The organism is Chelatococcus sp. YT9 (genome assembly GCF_018398315.1).
Taxonomy (GTDB): Bacteria; Pseudomonadota; Alphaproteobacteria; order Rhizobiales; family Beijerinckiaceae; genus Chelatococcus.
The window spans coordinates 1,575,475-1,591,054 of the sequence record NZ_JAHBRW010000002.1 but is presented as its reverse complement, the minus strand read 5'-3'; the positions used below and the strand labels follow the sequence as shown (position 1 = coordinate 1,591,054).

At 61.6% G+C, this 15,580-nt stretch carries 12 protein-coding genes; 9 read left to right on the top strand and 3 right to left on the bottom strand.

All coding sequences use genetic code 11. From position 1 onward, the window contains the following. Positions 1-36 precede the first annotated feature (36 nt). A complete protein-coding gene (locus tag KIO76_RS27220; protein ID WP_213326691.1) occupies positions 37-1,767 on the bottom strand; it encodes an SMP-30/gluconolactonase/LRE family protein in 1,731 nt (576 codons plus the stop codon). Positions 1,768-1,871: 104 nt separating this feature from the next. On the opposite strand from KIO76_RS27220, the gene KIO76_RS27215 reads away from it, so the two are divergent. From KIO76_RS27215 to KIO76_RS27175, 9 genes are all read left to right on the top strand, one after another. Further along, complete coding sequence (locus KIO76_RS27215) at positions 1,872-3,062, top strand: mandelate racemase/muconate lactonizing enzyme family protein (RefSeq protein WP_213326690.1); 1,191 nt, start codon at positions 1,872-1,874, stop codon at positions 3,060-3,062. Further along, on the top strand, positions 3,059-3,916 hold the full coding sequence (locus KIO76_RS27210) for an SDR family NAD(P)-dependent oxidoreductase (RefSeq protein ID WP_213326689.1): 858 nt from the start codon (positions 3,059-3,061) through the stop codon (positions 3,914-3,916). Before KIO76_RS27215 ends, KIO76_RS27210 begins: the two co-directional genes overlap by 4 nt. A 77-nt stretch (positions 3,917-3,993) precedes the next feature. Then, positions 3,994-5,754 carry an ABC transporter substrate-binding protein gene (locus KIO76_RS27205; protein WP_213326688.1) on the top strand — a complete coding sequence of 587 codons (1,761 nt, stop codon included), beginning with the start codon at positions 3,994-3,996 and terminating at the stop codon, positions 5,752-5,754. Between the two features lie 29 nt (positions 5,755-5,783). After that, on the top strand, positions 5,784-6,785 hold the full coding sequence (locus tag KIO76_RS27200) for an ABC transporter permease (RefSeq protein WP_213326687.1): 1,002 nt from the start codon (positions 5,784-5,786) through the stop codon (positions 6,783-6,785). A 3-nt stretch (positions 6,786-6,788) separates the two neighbouring features. Then, complete coding sequence (locus tag KIO76_RS27195; protein WP_213326686.1) at positions 6,789-7,697, top strand: ABC transporter permease; 909 nt, start codon at positions 6,789-6,791, stop codon at positions 7,695-7,697. Between the two features lie 4 nt (positions 7,698-7,701). Continuing rightward, positions 7,702-9,468 (top strand): ABC transporter ATP-binding protein, encoded by a 1,767-nt coding sequence (locus KIO76_RS27190; RefSeq protein WP_213326685.1) that lies wholly within the window; start codon positions 7,702-7,704, stop codon positions 9,466-9,468. Positions 9,469-10,009: 541 nt separating this feature from the next. Next, positions 10,010-12,157, top strand: coding sequence for a hypothetical protein (locus KIO76_RS27185; protein WP_213326684.1), 2,148 nt, complete (start codon positions 10,010-10,012; stop codon positions 12,155-12,157). A gap of 127 nt (positions 12,158-12,284) precedes the next feature. Beyond that, a complete protein-coding gene (locus tag KIO76_RS27180; protein ID WP_213327138.1) occupies positions 12,285-13,223 on the top strand; it encodes a glycosyltransferase family 2 protein in 939 nt (312 codons plus the stop codon). 8 nt (positions 13,224-13,231) lie between these two features. Beyond that, a complete protein-coding gene (locus tag KIO76_RS27175; protein ID WP_213326683.1) occupies positions 13,232-13,654 on the top strand; it encodes a GtrA family protein in 423 nt (140 codons plus the stop codon). A 143-nt stretch (positions 13,655-13,797) separates the two neighbouring features. Here the strand turns inward: KIO76_RS27175 and KIO76_RS27170 are convergent, their stop codons facing one another. Both KIO76_RS27170 and KIO76_RS27165 read right to left on the bottom strand, forming a co-directional pair. After that, entirely contained in the window at positions 13,798-14,298 is a 501-nt protein-coding gene (locus tag KIO76_RS27170; RefSeq protein ID WP_213326682.1) for a peptide deformylase, read from the bottom strand. Beyond that, on the bottom strand, positions 14,295-15,542 hold the full coding sequence (locus KIO76_RS27165) for an MFS transporter (RefSeq protein WP_213326681.1): 1,248 nt from the start codon (positions 15,540-15,542) through the stop codon (positions 14,295-14,297). The genes KIO76_RS27170 and KIO76_RS27165 overlap by 4 nt, the downstream gene beginning before the upstream one ends. Positions 15,543-15,580: the final 38 nt, after the last annotated feature.

Here is a 15,580-nt window from a genome sequence, read left to right as displayed (position 1 = left end):
CGGGACAGCCCGGCATGACGGCTGAGGTTCAGTGCTTCAATCGGATGAGCGGTGCACCTCCACGGCGCTTTCGCGAAAGCGCCGGCTCGGCTGGCCGCGTGTGCCGGTGCGGATCGCGAGCACCTGACCGGAGGCCGGCGCTTGAGCGGAGAGACCGGCCGGGAGGCGAATCCATGTCGATGTCACGTAAAGCGTTGAAAGGTCATCGCCGCCGAAGGCACAGTTGGTCGGCATCGGGACAGGCAGAATGATCTCCTCGGCGAGGCGGCCAGAGGGCGCATAGCGGCATACGCGCCAGCCGCCAAGGCACGCGACCCAGAGATGATCCTCCGCATCTACGGTTATCCCATTCGGGTTGCCCGGCAACACGGTGGCGTCCAGGAACTCGCGTCTATTCGTGATCAGGCCGCTTTCCAAATCATAGTCGAAAGCAAGAACGACACTGTTTGCCGAATCGGCGAAGTAAAGCCGCTCGCTCCTGGTATCGAAGGCAACATTCTTAGCCATCCCCACCTTATCGATGCGGCGGTGTACGGCGAGATCTCCTTCCACCGCATAGAGGCTACCGCGCCCGATCTCGTGATTGATGGCCATGCTCCCGACCCACAGCCGGCCCTTGGCGTCGACGCCGACCGTGTTACAGCGGTTATCGACACGGTCCGCCTCGGGATCGACGAGCCGGCGCTCCGAACCATTGTCGGTGTCCAGCAGGAACAACCCATGTTGACCGGCGGCGATCAGGCGATCCTGATCGTCAAAGGCAATGCCCGCTGTCAAGCGTGGAAGCTCCATGCGTCCTGCCTCACGCCTCGCCGGGTCCCACCAGCGGAGCGCCGGCGCCAGCACGTCCACCCAATAGAGGCGCCTGCGGGTATGGCTCCAGACCGGATTCTCACCCACGAAGTCGCGTCCCGTTGGCAAGACCTCCACTTGGCTTCCAACCTGCCTCTCCGGTCGCGGCTGAACAGGGCGCGTTGCGTAGCCCATCCCGATATGGCCGGAGGCGCGGCGCGCCGCCTCGACGAGGGCACGGCCCGCATCATGGAGGTCCTCCGCAGCAACCTGATCGGTCTCGAACAGACAGGCCAAGGCGCCGATGGGATAACCCGTCTCGTCGAGGATAGCCGATGCTGCGCCGGCTCGCCCGGAGACCGGCTCGCGCGTCATCACCGCATAACCGAGAGCCTTGGCTACGCCGAGATCGGCCCGTAGCCTGTCCATCGCCGCTTTTTCAAGGGGCGGCTGCGATAGCAGCCCCTTGAGGAAGGCGTCACAGCGATCTTCTGGAAGGGCGGCGAGCAAGGAGCGCCCCGCCGCGCTTTCGATGGCGCGTGAGCGCGGCCAGAAGCGCACCAGACGCCCATAGGATGGATCAGCATCCTCGAAATCGAGAACGAAGACGTCCTCATTATCGAGAACCATCACGCAGATCGTACGCTGCAGCAGGCGCGCGACACGGGCGAGTTCGGGCTTGGCAGCGCGGATGATGCCGCTCTGATCGAGGCTGCGGCGCGAAAGCTCGAGCACGCGCATCCCGACATGATAGGTGCGCGTGCGGTCATCATGGCGAATCAGGCGCCTGCTGGCCAGCGCAGCCAGTAGCCGATGCAATGACGCGCGCGGGATGCCGATGGACTTCTCGAGGTCCCGGAAGCGCGGCGGCTGCGGCGCCGTTCCGATGGCGAGCAAGACATCGAGCCCCCGCAACAAAGCTTGCGCGCCCGGGACATCACCGTCCTGCTCCGTCTCACTTGCCGGCTCCGTCACATCGGTCTCCCGTTTCAGATCTGCATAAATGAGAAATCAAGTTGACATCAATCGCAATAGTCTCATGATATGGAACTAATAACACGCGGGGAGAGAAAATGTCCATGGACGGGGCTAAGCCGCTGGTGATCCAGACCTTGCATGCCCACCTCGTGGCAGTTTCGCAGAAGACACACTGGATCATCGTCGAACTGACCCTGGCCGAGGGCACAACAGGCTGGGGGGAAGCGACGCTCGCCGGCGCGGAAGAAGCCGTTCTCGCGGAAATCGCCCACGCCAACACGCTGCTCCTCGGGGTAGGCTTCGCCGGCCCCGCGGAGATTGTCGGCCGCTTGCGCGTGGCGCATGCATCCCTGGCCCGAACAATTGTCATGCGCGCGGTGGAGCAGGCGGTTCTTGATGCGCTCGCCCGCCGCGCGGGCCTGTCGCTCGCAGCGCTCCTTGGGGGCCCCGAGCGCATGAGCATCCCCGTTTACGCCAATATCAACCGCGGCATTGCTGACCGCAGCCCCGCGGGCTTTGCCGCGCGCGCTCGCGAGGTCGTAACGATGGACGGTTATACGGCCGTCAAGATCGCCCCGTTCGATGGCCTGAACTGGGCGCGCGCCGACTACGCCACAGGCCAGCGTTTGCTCGCTGACGGCATCGCGCGGATCGAGGCCGTGCGCGAAGCGATCGGGCCAGATGCGGCCCTGCTCGTGGACTGCCACTCACGCCTTTCACCGGTAATGGCTCGGGAGGCGCTGCGCGCCGTCGACGGGGCATCTCTCTTCTGGTTCGAAGAGCCTCTTGACGAGCACGCCTTCGACGGCGAAACGGCAAGGGCGTTGCGCAGCTTTGCGAATGATCGCGGGGTCAGGATCGCCGGCGGCGAGCAGCTCGCGACGATGACCGAAGCCCGCGATTTCCTCGTGCGCGGCACATGCGACGCCATCCTGCCGGACCTGCGCTGGACAGGCCTGCGCTCTGGACTGGCAATTCTCGAACTGGCGGCCGCATCCGGTGTCGCCGTCAGCCTGCACAATCCCGTCGGTCCGGTGCTTGATCGCATCAGCCTCCAGATGGCAGCGGCACTCCCCTCCTTCCTCATTCTTGAACGGCAGGTGCGCGAGAGCCCGCTCTTTGATGAAATCCGCGGCGCAGCCGGCCAGATCGCGGGAGGCGTGATCGCGATCGATCCCTTGCCAGGGTTCGGGACAGAGCCTGATCGGCAGGTCCTCGCGCGCCATACGACACAAAACTTGACACGCCCGGCAAGCCTTGCCGGCATCGCTGGCGCAGGAGGTGACGCATGACCATTCCGATCCGCACCTCTGCCGCGGCCATGCCTCTCACGGCGGATCTCACAGGCCGTCGCGTGCTGGTGACCGGCGCCAGCCGCGGCATCGCCGCCGCCATCGCGCGTGGCTTCGCCGCATGTGGTGCGAGACTCGCCCTGAATTACTGCGCGCAGGCCGACAACCGCGCTGGCTTTGCCGATGCCGCGGATCGCCTGCGGGGCGAAATCGCAAAGTCCGGGGGCATAGCCGCGACTGTCGAAGGAGATCTCACGCTGCCCGGATGCGCAGAGCAGGTCGCCGCAGAAGCTATCGCTTCACTCGGGGGCATAGACATTCTGGTGCTCAGCGCGTCCATCCAGATTCACAAGGACTTCCTTGAGCAATCCCACGCCGATGTCATGCAGCAGCTCCAGATCAACGTGCTGTCAAATATCGCGATACTTCAGGGCGTCCTGCCCTTCATGCGCGACCAAAGCTGGGGGCGTGTCGTCACTATCGGCAGTGTTCAGGAGACGGCCCCTTCCGGCGAGATGCCTATATATGCCATGACGAAGGGCGCGCTGGAGAATCTCGTCCGTAATCTCGCCGTCCAGAACGCTCCATATGGCATTACTGTCAACAATATCGCCCCGGGCCTCGTTCAGACCGATCGCAACGCCTTTCGCCGCCGTGACCCGGCGGCATGGCAGGCGGTTGCGGCCACCGCCAATCCGATCGGCCGCGCGGGACAACCCGATGATATCGTCGGGGCGGCGCTCTATCTCGCTTCTGATGCCGCATCATTCGTCACGGGCGCGACGATCCAGGTCACAGGCGGCGCTCACATTCCATGGCGTCCCAACGCTTCACGAAGGCACGCCGCCGAGTAACGATCGAGGCTCCGCCATTCAAAAGAATTCGTAAGAAAAGCTCCGCGTGACAGGAGCGCCGATCGAGGAGGAACAGCATGATTACCCGCCGGAGTTTCAATAGCCTCGCCGTCTCGATGGCCGCCCTGAGCGTCGCCGCCCCGAAGGCCGCGTTCAGCCAGGCGCCTGGCAGTGTTGCCCGCAACAAGACCCTGATCGTCGCCGTTCAGGCTGAGGCACCGGTCTATCGCAACGTCGGCCAAGCCAACCCCTATTCGATCAATAACGAAGATTTCCGCGGCTCGATCATCAACATGTTTGAGCCGCTGTTTTACTACAACTCCAACAAGAATGAGGTCATTCCGTGGGTTGCCGCTGGCCTTGACAACAACGATGACTATTCCTCGTTCACGGTGAAGCTGCGTGACGGCGTCACCTGGAGCGACGGCAAGCCCTTCACCGCCGATGATGTCGTCTATACGCTTGAGATGCTGATGGCGAACGGCAAGGGGAAGCGCGATCTCACACAATCGTCCGGCGTCGCCGAGGCAGTGAAAGCCGTTTCCAAGCTCGACCCGCTGACTGTGAAAATCGATCTCAACAAAGGCGACCCGCGCTTTGCTTTCAAGTATCTGATCAACTACTTCGATATCGGCTTGCAATGGCTGCCGGCCCATGTCTGGCGCGATATATCCGACCCGGCGGCATTCTCCTTTTTTGACGTCGCCAAGGGCTGGCCTCTCACCACCGGTCCGTGGAAGGTAACGCGCTTCACAGACAATCAGATCTTCATGGACAGGCGGCCGGAATGGTGGGCGACAAAGGCTGGCCTTGCGACCATGCCCGCCATGGAGCGCGTCATCACGATCCCTGGCGGCACCCGGGATCGGATGGCCCAGCTCGTCGCAGCCAACCAAGTCGATATCGTCAACGACATCCAGATCAGTGAGGTGATGAAGCAACTCGTCACCCAGAACCCGAAGATTACGACTTTTACAGGTAAGAACTCGCCTTATGGAGCGAAGGACTGGTGGCCGACCTCGCTCTATTTTAATCACAAGAGCGAGAAATGGGCTGATGTCAATGTTCGCCGCGCTCTCAACCATTATCTCGACCGTAAGCAACTCATCGATACCGCCTATGCCGGCGCGAGCGAGGCAAAATACGATCCCTATCCCGGTTTTGGCTCGCTCAAACCCTACATCGACGCAATCCGCCCCATCGCGGACAAATACGGCATTGGCCATTTTGACAAGGCCAAGGGCGACGCGCTGATGCAGCAGGCGGGCTATACGAAGAACGATGCCGGCATCTGGGCGAAGGACGGTAAGCCGCTGTCGGCCGTGATTGAGGCAATCCCGGTTCTGAATGCGATCGGGCCGGTCGTCGCCCAGCAATTGAAGAACGCCGGGGTCGACGCGAGCTTCCGCTCCACCCCAGAAAGCCGCGCGATCATGCGAGACGGCAAATACGATCTATGCCTCTTCGGCCATCGCGGCTCGATCAGCGATCCCTATGCGACGCTGGAAAACTACCACAGCCGCAATGCCCTGCCGGTGGGGCAACCGATCCTCCTGCCTGCCCGATGGTCGAATGCCGATTACGACAAGATCGTCGATGAGGCCGCAAAAGTGCCGCCTAATGATCCGCGCTTGATGGATCTCGTCAAAGCGGCGATGGAAATCTGGATGCGCGAAGCTGTCGAGGCACCCATTTCGGAATGGTACCACCGCGTTCCCATGAACCAGACTTACTGGACGGGCTGGCCGAGCGAGGAGGATCCTTATATGCAGCCGAGCTTCTGGTATACGTCCGGAAGCTTTGGCTATGTCATGCCGAAGCTTAAGCCGGCATCCTGATCAATCATCGTGCGGACACGGAGGCAGTCGTGCCCCTTCGCCTGATAGCGCGTCGTCTCGTGATGGTGCTGGCCGTTGTTTGGGCTGCTGGCACGATCAATTTTTTCATCCCTCGGATCGCGCCGAAGAATCCAATCGCCGAAAAGCTCACGCAAATGGCGGGCACATCCGGCGTCGATCCGGCGAAGATCAAGGAAATGGCCGAAGCGTTCAACGTCAAGTTCGGCTTGGACAAACCACTCTGGCAGCAGTATTTGAGCTATCTCCATGATGTATTCACGTTCGATTTCGGCCAGTCCATCACGCAATATCCCGTGCGAGTCTCAGCGCTGATCGGCGCGGCGATGCCCTGGACGATCGGCCTGATGGTCACGACGACATTGATCGCCTTCATTCTCGGAACATTGCTCGGCGCCGCTGCCGCCTGGAAGCGCGACAGCCGCATACTGCAGGTGTTGTCGCCGCTCATGATGGTCTTCTCGGCGATCCCGTTCTATTTGATCGGTCTCGTACTCATCTACTTCTTTGCTGCCAAGCTCGGCTGGTTCCCCCTCTCCGGCGGCTACGGCATCATCTCCATTCCCGACTGGTCGTGGGATTTCGCGCTGGAAGTGCTGTACCACTCCATCTTGCCTGCGCTGTCCATCATCATCGCTTCGATCGGCACCTGGGCCATCGGCATGCGCGGCATGATGGTGACGGTCGAAGGCGAGGACTACATGACCTTTGCCGACGCAAAGGGCCTTCGCCCCGGCCGCCTCTTCCTGCGCTACGGCATGCGCAACGCGGTACTCCCGCAAGTCACTGCTCTTGCCCTCTATTTCGGTCAGATTGTCACTGGTGCAGTTCTCGTCGAGATCGTCTTTGCGTATCCCGGCGTCGGCACCTTGTTACTCGACTCGATCAAGCTTTACGACTTCCCGACGATATACGGCATCGTCTTCATCCTGACGCTGACGGTCGCCCTGTCGATGCTCATCGTGGACCTGATCTATCCCTTGCTCGATCCACGCGTGCGGGTGGAGGCCTGAGCCATGTCAGATCGTGTCGTGCAGATCGCCGAAGAGGCCGACTGGGGTTCGTTCCACGGGAAGATGCTGGCCTGCGGTCGCTACCTCCTGCGCAATCCCTCCCTTGTGATGGGCCTTGGGCTAATCCTTGCACTCGGTGCCTTCACCCTTTTTGGCCGGCTCATCATGGACGTGAAGCTTGCCGCGCCCCTCTCAGCGCCGCCTGCCGCACCACCCGGCCCGGATTTGCCGCTTGGATCAGATCCGCAAGGCCGCAACCTCATGGCGGTGATGATCGAGGGTACCTGGCTCACCATCCGAACAGGCGTCATCGCAGGCGGGCTCGGCGTCGTGGTCGGCAGTGCGATCGGCTTCATCAGCGCCTATTTCGGCGGCACGACGGACCGCATTATCACCTGGTGCGTCGACGTGCTGCTGACGGTTCCTGCCATCCTCTTCCTCGTCATGATCTCCGCCGTGGTGCAGACGGGCCTCACCTCGGTCGGGATGGCACTCATCGTCGCTGCACTCGCGTGGCGCCGCCCCGCCCGGCAGGTCCGCAGCCAGATGCTTGTGATGCGATCATCGGGCTATGTCGATATGGCGAAGCTCTCGGGCCTTGGCCCGCTGCGCATCATCTTCTTCGAGATTGCGCCCAATCTTCTGCCCTTCCTTGTCTCCTCCTTTGTCACCGCGGTCGCGGCCGCGATTCTCGCCAGCGTCGGGCTGGAGGCGATGGGTCTCGGCCCACAGAACGAGCCGACGCTGGGCATGACAATATTCTGGATCATGGAGTTCTCGGCCTTCCTGCGGGGGCTGTGGTGGTGGATCCTCCCACCGGTCGGAATCCTCATCGTTCTCTTTGTCGGTCTTTATCTCATCAATGCGGGCCTCGATGAACTCGCCAATCCGCGCCTGCGAAGGAGGGCATGACGCCATGGATGCCGGACAAGCTCCTCTCCTCCAAGCCCCCCTCCTCCAAGCTCCGCTCCTCTCCGTGCGGGATCTCAGCATCGATTTCTACACAGCCACGAAAGTCGTCCATGCCGTGCGCAACGTCTCATTCGACGTCGCGGCAGGCGAACGCGTCGGGCTCGTCGGCGAATCCGGTTCCGGCAAGACAACGACGGCGCTCGCGCTCATGCGTATGATCAAGCCGCCCGGCCGCATCGCGGGCGGTACCGCGCATCTCGGCGAGATGGATCTATTGTCTTTGCAAGGGCGCGCGATCCGTGAGGCGCGTCTACGCCACGTCTCCTATGTTCCGCAGGGCGCGATGAATGCGCTGAACCCGGTGCTCCGCATCCGGGAGCAGATTCTGGACGGCGTGACCGACCACGGCGGGCCTCTCGCGAAGGCCGCGCAGGATACGCTTGTGGCGGAGGTGCTCACGAGCGTCGGTCTGCCAGAAGCGGTTGCCATGCGCTATCCGCATCAGCTCTCCGGGGGCATGAAGCAGCGCGCCTGCATCGCCATTGCCATTGCATTGAAGCCAAGCCTGATCATCGCCGACGAACCGACGAGCGCGCTCGATGTCATCACCCAGCGCCAGGTCATGAAAACCCTGACGCAAGTTCAGGAGCGAATGGGTTGCGGCCTGATCCTCATCGGTCATGACATGGGCCTCATGGCACAGGTCGCCGACCGCATGATCGTGATGCAGGACGGTCTGATCGTCGAGGACGCTGCAGTACGCAGCCTGTTCCGCCAGCCGCGGCACAGCTACTCGCGCATGCTCATCGAGAGCGTGCCAACACTTGGGGCGCGCCAGGAGCCCGATGGTAGAGCGGATGGTGCCTTGCCGTCGCGATCGACGGAGCCCCTGCTTGCCTTCGAGAAAGTCAGCAAGACATTCGGCGGAGGTCTTTTCGCGGGCCCGCCCAAGACGGCCCTGGCGCCTTGCAGTTTTCGGCTCGAGAGCGACGCGCCACGCATTGTGGCGGTCGTCGGCCAATCGGGCTCGGGAAAGACCACGATGGCCCGCCTCGTCCTCGGCTTCGAGACGCCGAGTGCTGGCGCTGTGCTCTATCGCGGGCACAACCTGGCGCAGCTTTCGCGTGACGCGGCGCGTCGCTATCGTCGGGACGTCCAGGCGATTTTCCAGGATCCCTATGGCTCATTCAATCCGTTCTACAAGGTTGATCGCACCCTCGCGCAACCTCTCCTCAGCTTTGGCCTCGCCCAAGGGCGGAAGGCCATTTATGCACGGATGGAAGAAGCCTGCGCCGCCGTGGGCCTGCGTGCCGGCGAAATTCTCGGCCGCTTCCCGCATGAGCTCTCGGGCGGTCAGCGTCAGCGCCTGATGGTTGCCCGCGCTCTCCTGCTGAAGCCGAAGCTGATCGTCGCCGACGAACCCGTGTCGATGGTCGACGCGTCCCTCCGCATGTCCATCCTTGCGAATATGCAGGAGCTGCGCACCGCTCATGGCATCTCGGTGATCTATATCACCCATGACCTGGCGACCGCCTATCATGTCGCCGACTATGTGCTGGTGCTGCACGAAGGACATCTCGTGGAGGCCGGCCCCCCCGCCGAGGTCATAGAAAAGCCCGCTCACCCCTATACGCGCAGCTTGGTTGAGGCCATTCCATGGCCTGACCCGGATCGGCGCTGGCCGGAACTTAATCCGGATCTGCGCGCCGCCTGGTCCGCTCCGCCCGTGATGCGCAGTACAATCGCGGGCTTCGAACTGCGCGCCGCGTGATTCCCGGGGGATAGCGATAGCGGACGCACGGATTGTGACCTTGCCTAGAGAAGACGGCATGCCACGTTGAGACAGGCCGCATATTTTGATGCGCCGCGAGCAGGGGATGTCACTTGCCACGGCGCGCTGGGACGGTGTAGGCAGGAGCGTGAACTCGTGGCTACACGGGTATTTCTCACGCAGTGGCAAATAATCTTATGCGGTCGTGCGGTGCTCTTTCGGCGTGCATCCCTCTCTCGTCGCGGAGTCTCTCCGCCGCAGGAGCTGGCGCTATTCCGCCTTCCGGCGTCGATATCCAGCAATGATGCGGACGAGCGATTATCTTGCGCGTGGGCGCGGCATTTCAGGGCGTTCCACGGCTCTTGAAGCTTGTCTTGCTCTCATCTTGTGCGCAATAGCGTTACTATACTTCTACAGAACGCATATCGGCTCAGACACATTCCGATACACGTTTGACCGGTTCGATCCCGTTATCCAGGCATCCATATTAGAACACTGGTTCGGAGTATTCCGCGGCTGGTACGAGTGGCGCAATCCTATCGTGTTTGCACCTTATGAGAACGTTCTTGGATACAACGACAGCTATTTTCTAGCCAGCATTCCCTATTCAATCCTTAGGTTTGCGGGCCTCAACCCCTTCGCGGCCATGGAAGTGACCCACGCGGGTACGCGAGCGGTGGGCTTTTTTGCGGCTTGGGTGCTCATGCGCCGATATTTCGGATTATCCATTCCCGCAACGGCTTTTGGCGCGACGCTGGCTACGATCGCGAACGGCATATATCTCGGCACCATGCATACACAGCTAACAACGGTCGCCTATGCCCCGCTGTTGTTCTGCCTGATAGCCCGCATCCATGAACTGCTGATGAAGGAACGTCGGCGGGCGGCCCTGATCACGGGCTGCCTAACTGGTCTTCTGCTAGCCTGTTGGCCGATGACGTCCTTCTACACCTTCTGGATGACCGGCCTATTCATGATCATAACGCTCTGTGCAGCGCTCGTGGTCGACAGTCGATCGGTGATGGGGATTGCTCGCGAATTGACGGCTGGCCACCGCTGGCTCGTCCTCGTTCCAGGCCTTTTGATCTTCGCAGTGGGACTTCATCCGCTTTGGTTAACTTACGGCCCCACAGCCGCGATAACCGGGATGCATCAGTTCTCGGCCGTCATTCATAATGCACCCCGCCTGGTCGATGTCATCAATGTCGGTCCGGATAATCCGATATGGAGCGCGACGTTCGAGAGCCTGCGCTTTGCGACGGTCGGCGAAGGCATCGGCGAGTTCGAGCTCTGGCGAGGGTTTACTCCCCTCCACCTCCTGTTGCTCGTCTTGGCGCTCATTGGTGCCTTCAAGTTTCCGGCAATCCTGCCAACGCGGCAAGATTTCGCCTTCAGATGCTTGCTCGTGGGGTTGGCAGTCGGCCTCGTCTTGCTCATTCAGGTTGGCGGCTTCACGTTGTGGGGGATCGTCTATTACGTCGTGCCCGGCGCGAAGGCGGTACGCGTCATCGTGCGCTTCGAATTATTGCTGCTGACATTTGGAGCTATCGCCTTGGCGATCGCGCTTGACGCTTTCGCCCGATATCGCGCGCCCTGGAGCAGCCTGGCCGCGATCTTGATGGGTGTGGCCGTTCTCGCCGAGCAATATTCCGGCTTTCCGATCGCGCGTGTAAAGGCTGCGGACGTCAAAGCGCTGGGCGACATTCGAAAACCACCCCGCGAGTGCAAAACGTTCTACACGATCAATCCCTATCGTTCTGACGGGGAGTCGGCGGTCAATACGAAGTATTACATTCACAGCACGGAAGCGATGCTAATCGCCGAAAGGATCAATCTCCCAACTCTGCTCGGCATGCATACCTTCATACCGCCGGGATGGGACCTTACCGATCCGCTGTCGCCGGACTACTCCTGGCGGGTTTACGAGTATGCGAAAGCGCATGATCTGACGGACGGGCTTTGCGCATTCGACCTTAAAAGCCTCACTTGGCATCTTGTTACGCCACCGCAGCCCCCCCCTGCTGCGCCGGCACCGGAGCTGGCGATGGCTGGACTTGTGAGCCCGGTCGGCCCGATCCCGCTCGCTTTGCGAACACTTTTGGCGCATCGCTATGGAGACAGCACACTGCGCCTTCCGTGCCGCACGATCGCCGACAAGAGCACTCCCCTCCTCGTCTGCGCTGGAGAACCAGTGAAGGAGCCAGCAGACATTCGCTTGGCACTCGGCCTGCGCGAGGGCGAAGAGGTTTCTTTTGCTGGCGGAGAGGCAGGTACTCTTCTCCTGGCGGATGGATGGTCTCGACCTGAAAGCTGGGGTACCTGGGCCAGTGGCCAGGCGGCGACCCTCGTCTTCCGCCTCGTTGGCGATGATTTTCCGGATGGCGTACGCCTCACCCTGACCGCGCACGCCTTGCCCCGACCGCAAGATAGAAGCAAGGTCGTTCATGTTTTGGTCGGCGGCGCCCCGGTGGCTACCCTGAACCTGACAAGAGACCCGGGCCCTCAGGATCTATGCATTCCAGCCGCGCAGTTACCCAAGGAGGGTGCCATATTACTGACCTTCCAGACAGATTCAGACATCCAGTCGCCAGCGACCCTCAAGATATCGGACGATACACGGCCACTCAATTTTGCCGTGTCTCAATTGAGCGTGAGCGCCTGCCAGCCTCTCGATGACGCGCCGAAGTGAACGATGAGGCCTCGGCGGGAAGATGAAGCGACTTCCCTCTTGCCAACGCGCATGGATGATGCGCTATGAACGCCGAAACAGGCGGCGATAGCCCGTTGAGGCTGTCACGAACGAAGACTAGGTGAGCATGTCGTCCGAACCACGCATCGCCGTTTTGGTACCCTGCTACAACGAGGCCGCGTCGATCGGTGCGGTGATCAGGGACTTTCGCGCAAGCCTGCCTCAAGCCGACATCTTCGTCTACGATAACAATTCTACTGACGATACCGTGGCCATCGCGACGGCAGCAGGTGCCATCGTGCGGAGCGAGCCCCGGCAGGGCAAAGGTTTCGTTGTGCGCCGCATGTTCGCGGATGTCGATGCCGACGTTTACGTGATCGTCGATGGCGACGACACCTATGACGCCGCATCGGCTCCCCGCCTCGTCGAGCTTGTCCTGCGTGACAATTGTGATCTCGTGAATGGCGCACGCGTGCCCACAAACGAGGCCGCTTTCCGGGCCGGGCACAAGTTCGGGAACAGGATGCTGTCGACCCTCGTCAGCATGATCTTCGGCAAGCGCAACAACGACATGCTCTCGGGCTACAAGGCCCTGTCCCGCCGGATGGTGAAATCTTTCCCCATCAAGAGCAGCGGCTTCGAGATCGAAACGGAGCTCTTGATTCACGTCCTCGAGCTTGGTCTCCCCGTGGCGGAAATCCAAACCCCATATCGCGAGCGCGGAGAGGGATCAGAGAGTAAGCTGCGTACCTATCGCGACGGCTTCCGCATTATCTGGTTGATCAGCCATCTCATTCGCGACGAGAAGCCCCTGCAGTTCTTCGCGGCAGTCGCTGCCGTGCTCGCGCTCCTTGCCATCGCCTTCGGCGTGCCGGTCGTCGTCACGTTCGCGGAAACCGGTCTCGTGCCAAGACTGCCGACCGCTCTGTTGGCGACCGGACTTGTCATTTCGTCGCTTCTGGCGTTGACGGCGGGGCTCGTTCTCGACAGCGTCGCCCGCGCGCGTCGCGAGTTCAAGCTGTTGAGCTATCTCAGCTTGGCAGCCCCCGCAGCAAATCGTCGGTGATCGACGGGATGCTGAACAGGGAGAGCGCTGCTAAGGTTGCAGCCTTCCTTATTGCGGGCGGTGTCGGTTTCCTGGTCGATGCCGGCCTGTTGTGGGTCGGCCTCAACAGCTGGGAGCTCTCGGCGCTCTCGGCTCGGGGCATCTCCTTCACCGCCGCCATGTTGACGACTTGGGTGCTCAACCGCAGCATCGCCTTTGCCAGGCAGCGGGACCGCGGCCGTAGCCGTGGCTCGGAGCTTGCCCTTTATGGTCTCTGCACGCTCTTTTCAGGCGCCATCAACATCGGACTCTATCTTCTCGTCATCGCAGCGCTCGGACGTGAAGGCCTCCTCCCCTTCATTGCGCTGGCAGCCGGCGTAGGCGCCGGGCTCGTCTCCAACTTCCTGCTCTATAACTTCGTCGTTTTCAGAAGTTCGGCCATCCGTTCGTGACCCCTTCCGCGACATCTCGGCTTGCGACACGGCAAAGGATCGCAGGCGCCTTTCGCGCAAGCGGTTTGCTTGAACGCCGGCTTGCAAGACTAACCCGCATCCATCTTTGCAGCTTCGTTCATGATGACGACCGCTAAGTCCCGCTAGCCTCGCTTATGCAGCTTGTCGTACTGCTTGACGAGCCGCTCGCGTTTCAGGCGCGACAGCCGTTGTAGCCAAAAGATGCCATCGAGCTGGTCTATCTCGTGTTGCAGGCAGATCGCGAGGAGCCCCTCCGCCCTCTCGGTGTGCTCATTGCCATTCAGATCCTGATATCGCCAGACCACCTCGCGCGGCCGCTCCACCTCGGCGGATACACCCGGCATGGATAAGCTGCCTTCCTCATGGCGCATGAGCGTCTCGGAGGCCTCAACGATCGTCGGATTAACATAGATGCGGGCGGTCCGGTCCTCAGGCATGCTGATGACCACAACCCTTTGCAGGATCCCGATATGGGGCGCCGTGAGTCCGAGGCCGGCGGCTGCCTCGAGCGTATCGGCGACATCATCCGCCAGTTGACGTAGCGCCCCATCGAAAGCGACCACAGCCTGCGCGACGTCACGCAGGCGGGGATCGGGATAGCGCAGGATGGGACGCGCTGTCATGGCATCGCTCCTTTCGGAGTTGGCCTGTGAGCGAGAAAGAAGAATAGGCCTGAAAGGGCCGTCAGCGCCGCGAGCGCGATGAAGACCTGCGCATAGCCCACGGAGGCGTCGAGCATAAGCCCGACAGCGACCGGACTGATGATGGTGACGACCGCCGCGAAGGTCTGCACGATGCCCGCGATCTTGCCGTAGGAGCGGCGGCCGAAATATTCCCCGATAAGGGCGCTTGATACGGCGGTGCGCGTACCCCAGGCGAAGCCGAAAATCGCGGCAAAGATCGCGATGGCGATCACGCTGGGTGAAGCAGCGAGAATCATGAGGGCCGCGGCCGCGGCGACGACGTTGGTGCCGAGGAGCACACGCTTCGGCGCAAGGTCGCCAAGCATGCCGCCAAAGATGCGGCCGGCAAGATTGAAGACATTCACCTCGGCGAGAAAGAGGGTAGCGACAGCGCGGCCTGAGACCCCCTCGAGATACGGAAAGAGATGCACCAGGAGCGCCGCCTGATGGAAATTCGAAAACGCCATGGCCGCAGTCACGAACCAGAATGCGTTTGTCCCGAGCGCCTGGCGCAGCGAAAGCCCCTCGGATCCGGAAGGCTTGGGGGGAAGCGCGCCCGCGACGGGCACTGGCTGCCCGTCGGGCCTCAGCCCCAGTGCTTCAGGATGGCTGCGCACCAGCAGCATCACCGGAAGGCCGAAACCAACGATCGCGAAGCCGGTGCCGATAGCGGTAAGACGCCAGCCAACATGGCTCTCAGCCAGGACGATCAACGGAAGCGCAACAAAGCCCGCCACCGCGAATCCCGCGACAGCAAGCCCCATGGCCGTGGAACGGCGTGCAGAAAACCAACTATTGACGAGTTGGCTGACCGTGAGAAGGCCGATCAGACTATTGGCAAGGCCCATACTCAGACAGGCAATGTAGAAGCCAACCAGCGAACTCATCGTCCCAAAAAGGGCAAAGGCTGCGCAATAGAGGATCGTTCCCGCAATCATCAGGCGCTTGGCGCCAAACCGGTCAACAAGGGCACCACCCAAGGGCCCTAGAAGCGTATCGACCGTCTGGATCGAGCGCCCGAACGACATCTGCGCCGCCGTCCAGCCGAACTCCTGGCGCAACGGCTGGGCGTAGATGGCAAGCCCCTGCATGGAGATGCTGGTGATCATCTGCGCGCAAAAACCAGCCGCGACGATGATCCAACCATAGAAGAAGTGTTTTTGAACGCGGGCGACGAATGTCACTGCCGCCGTGCTTTGGTTCGATGCGCCGGGAGCATCAT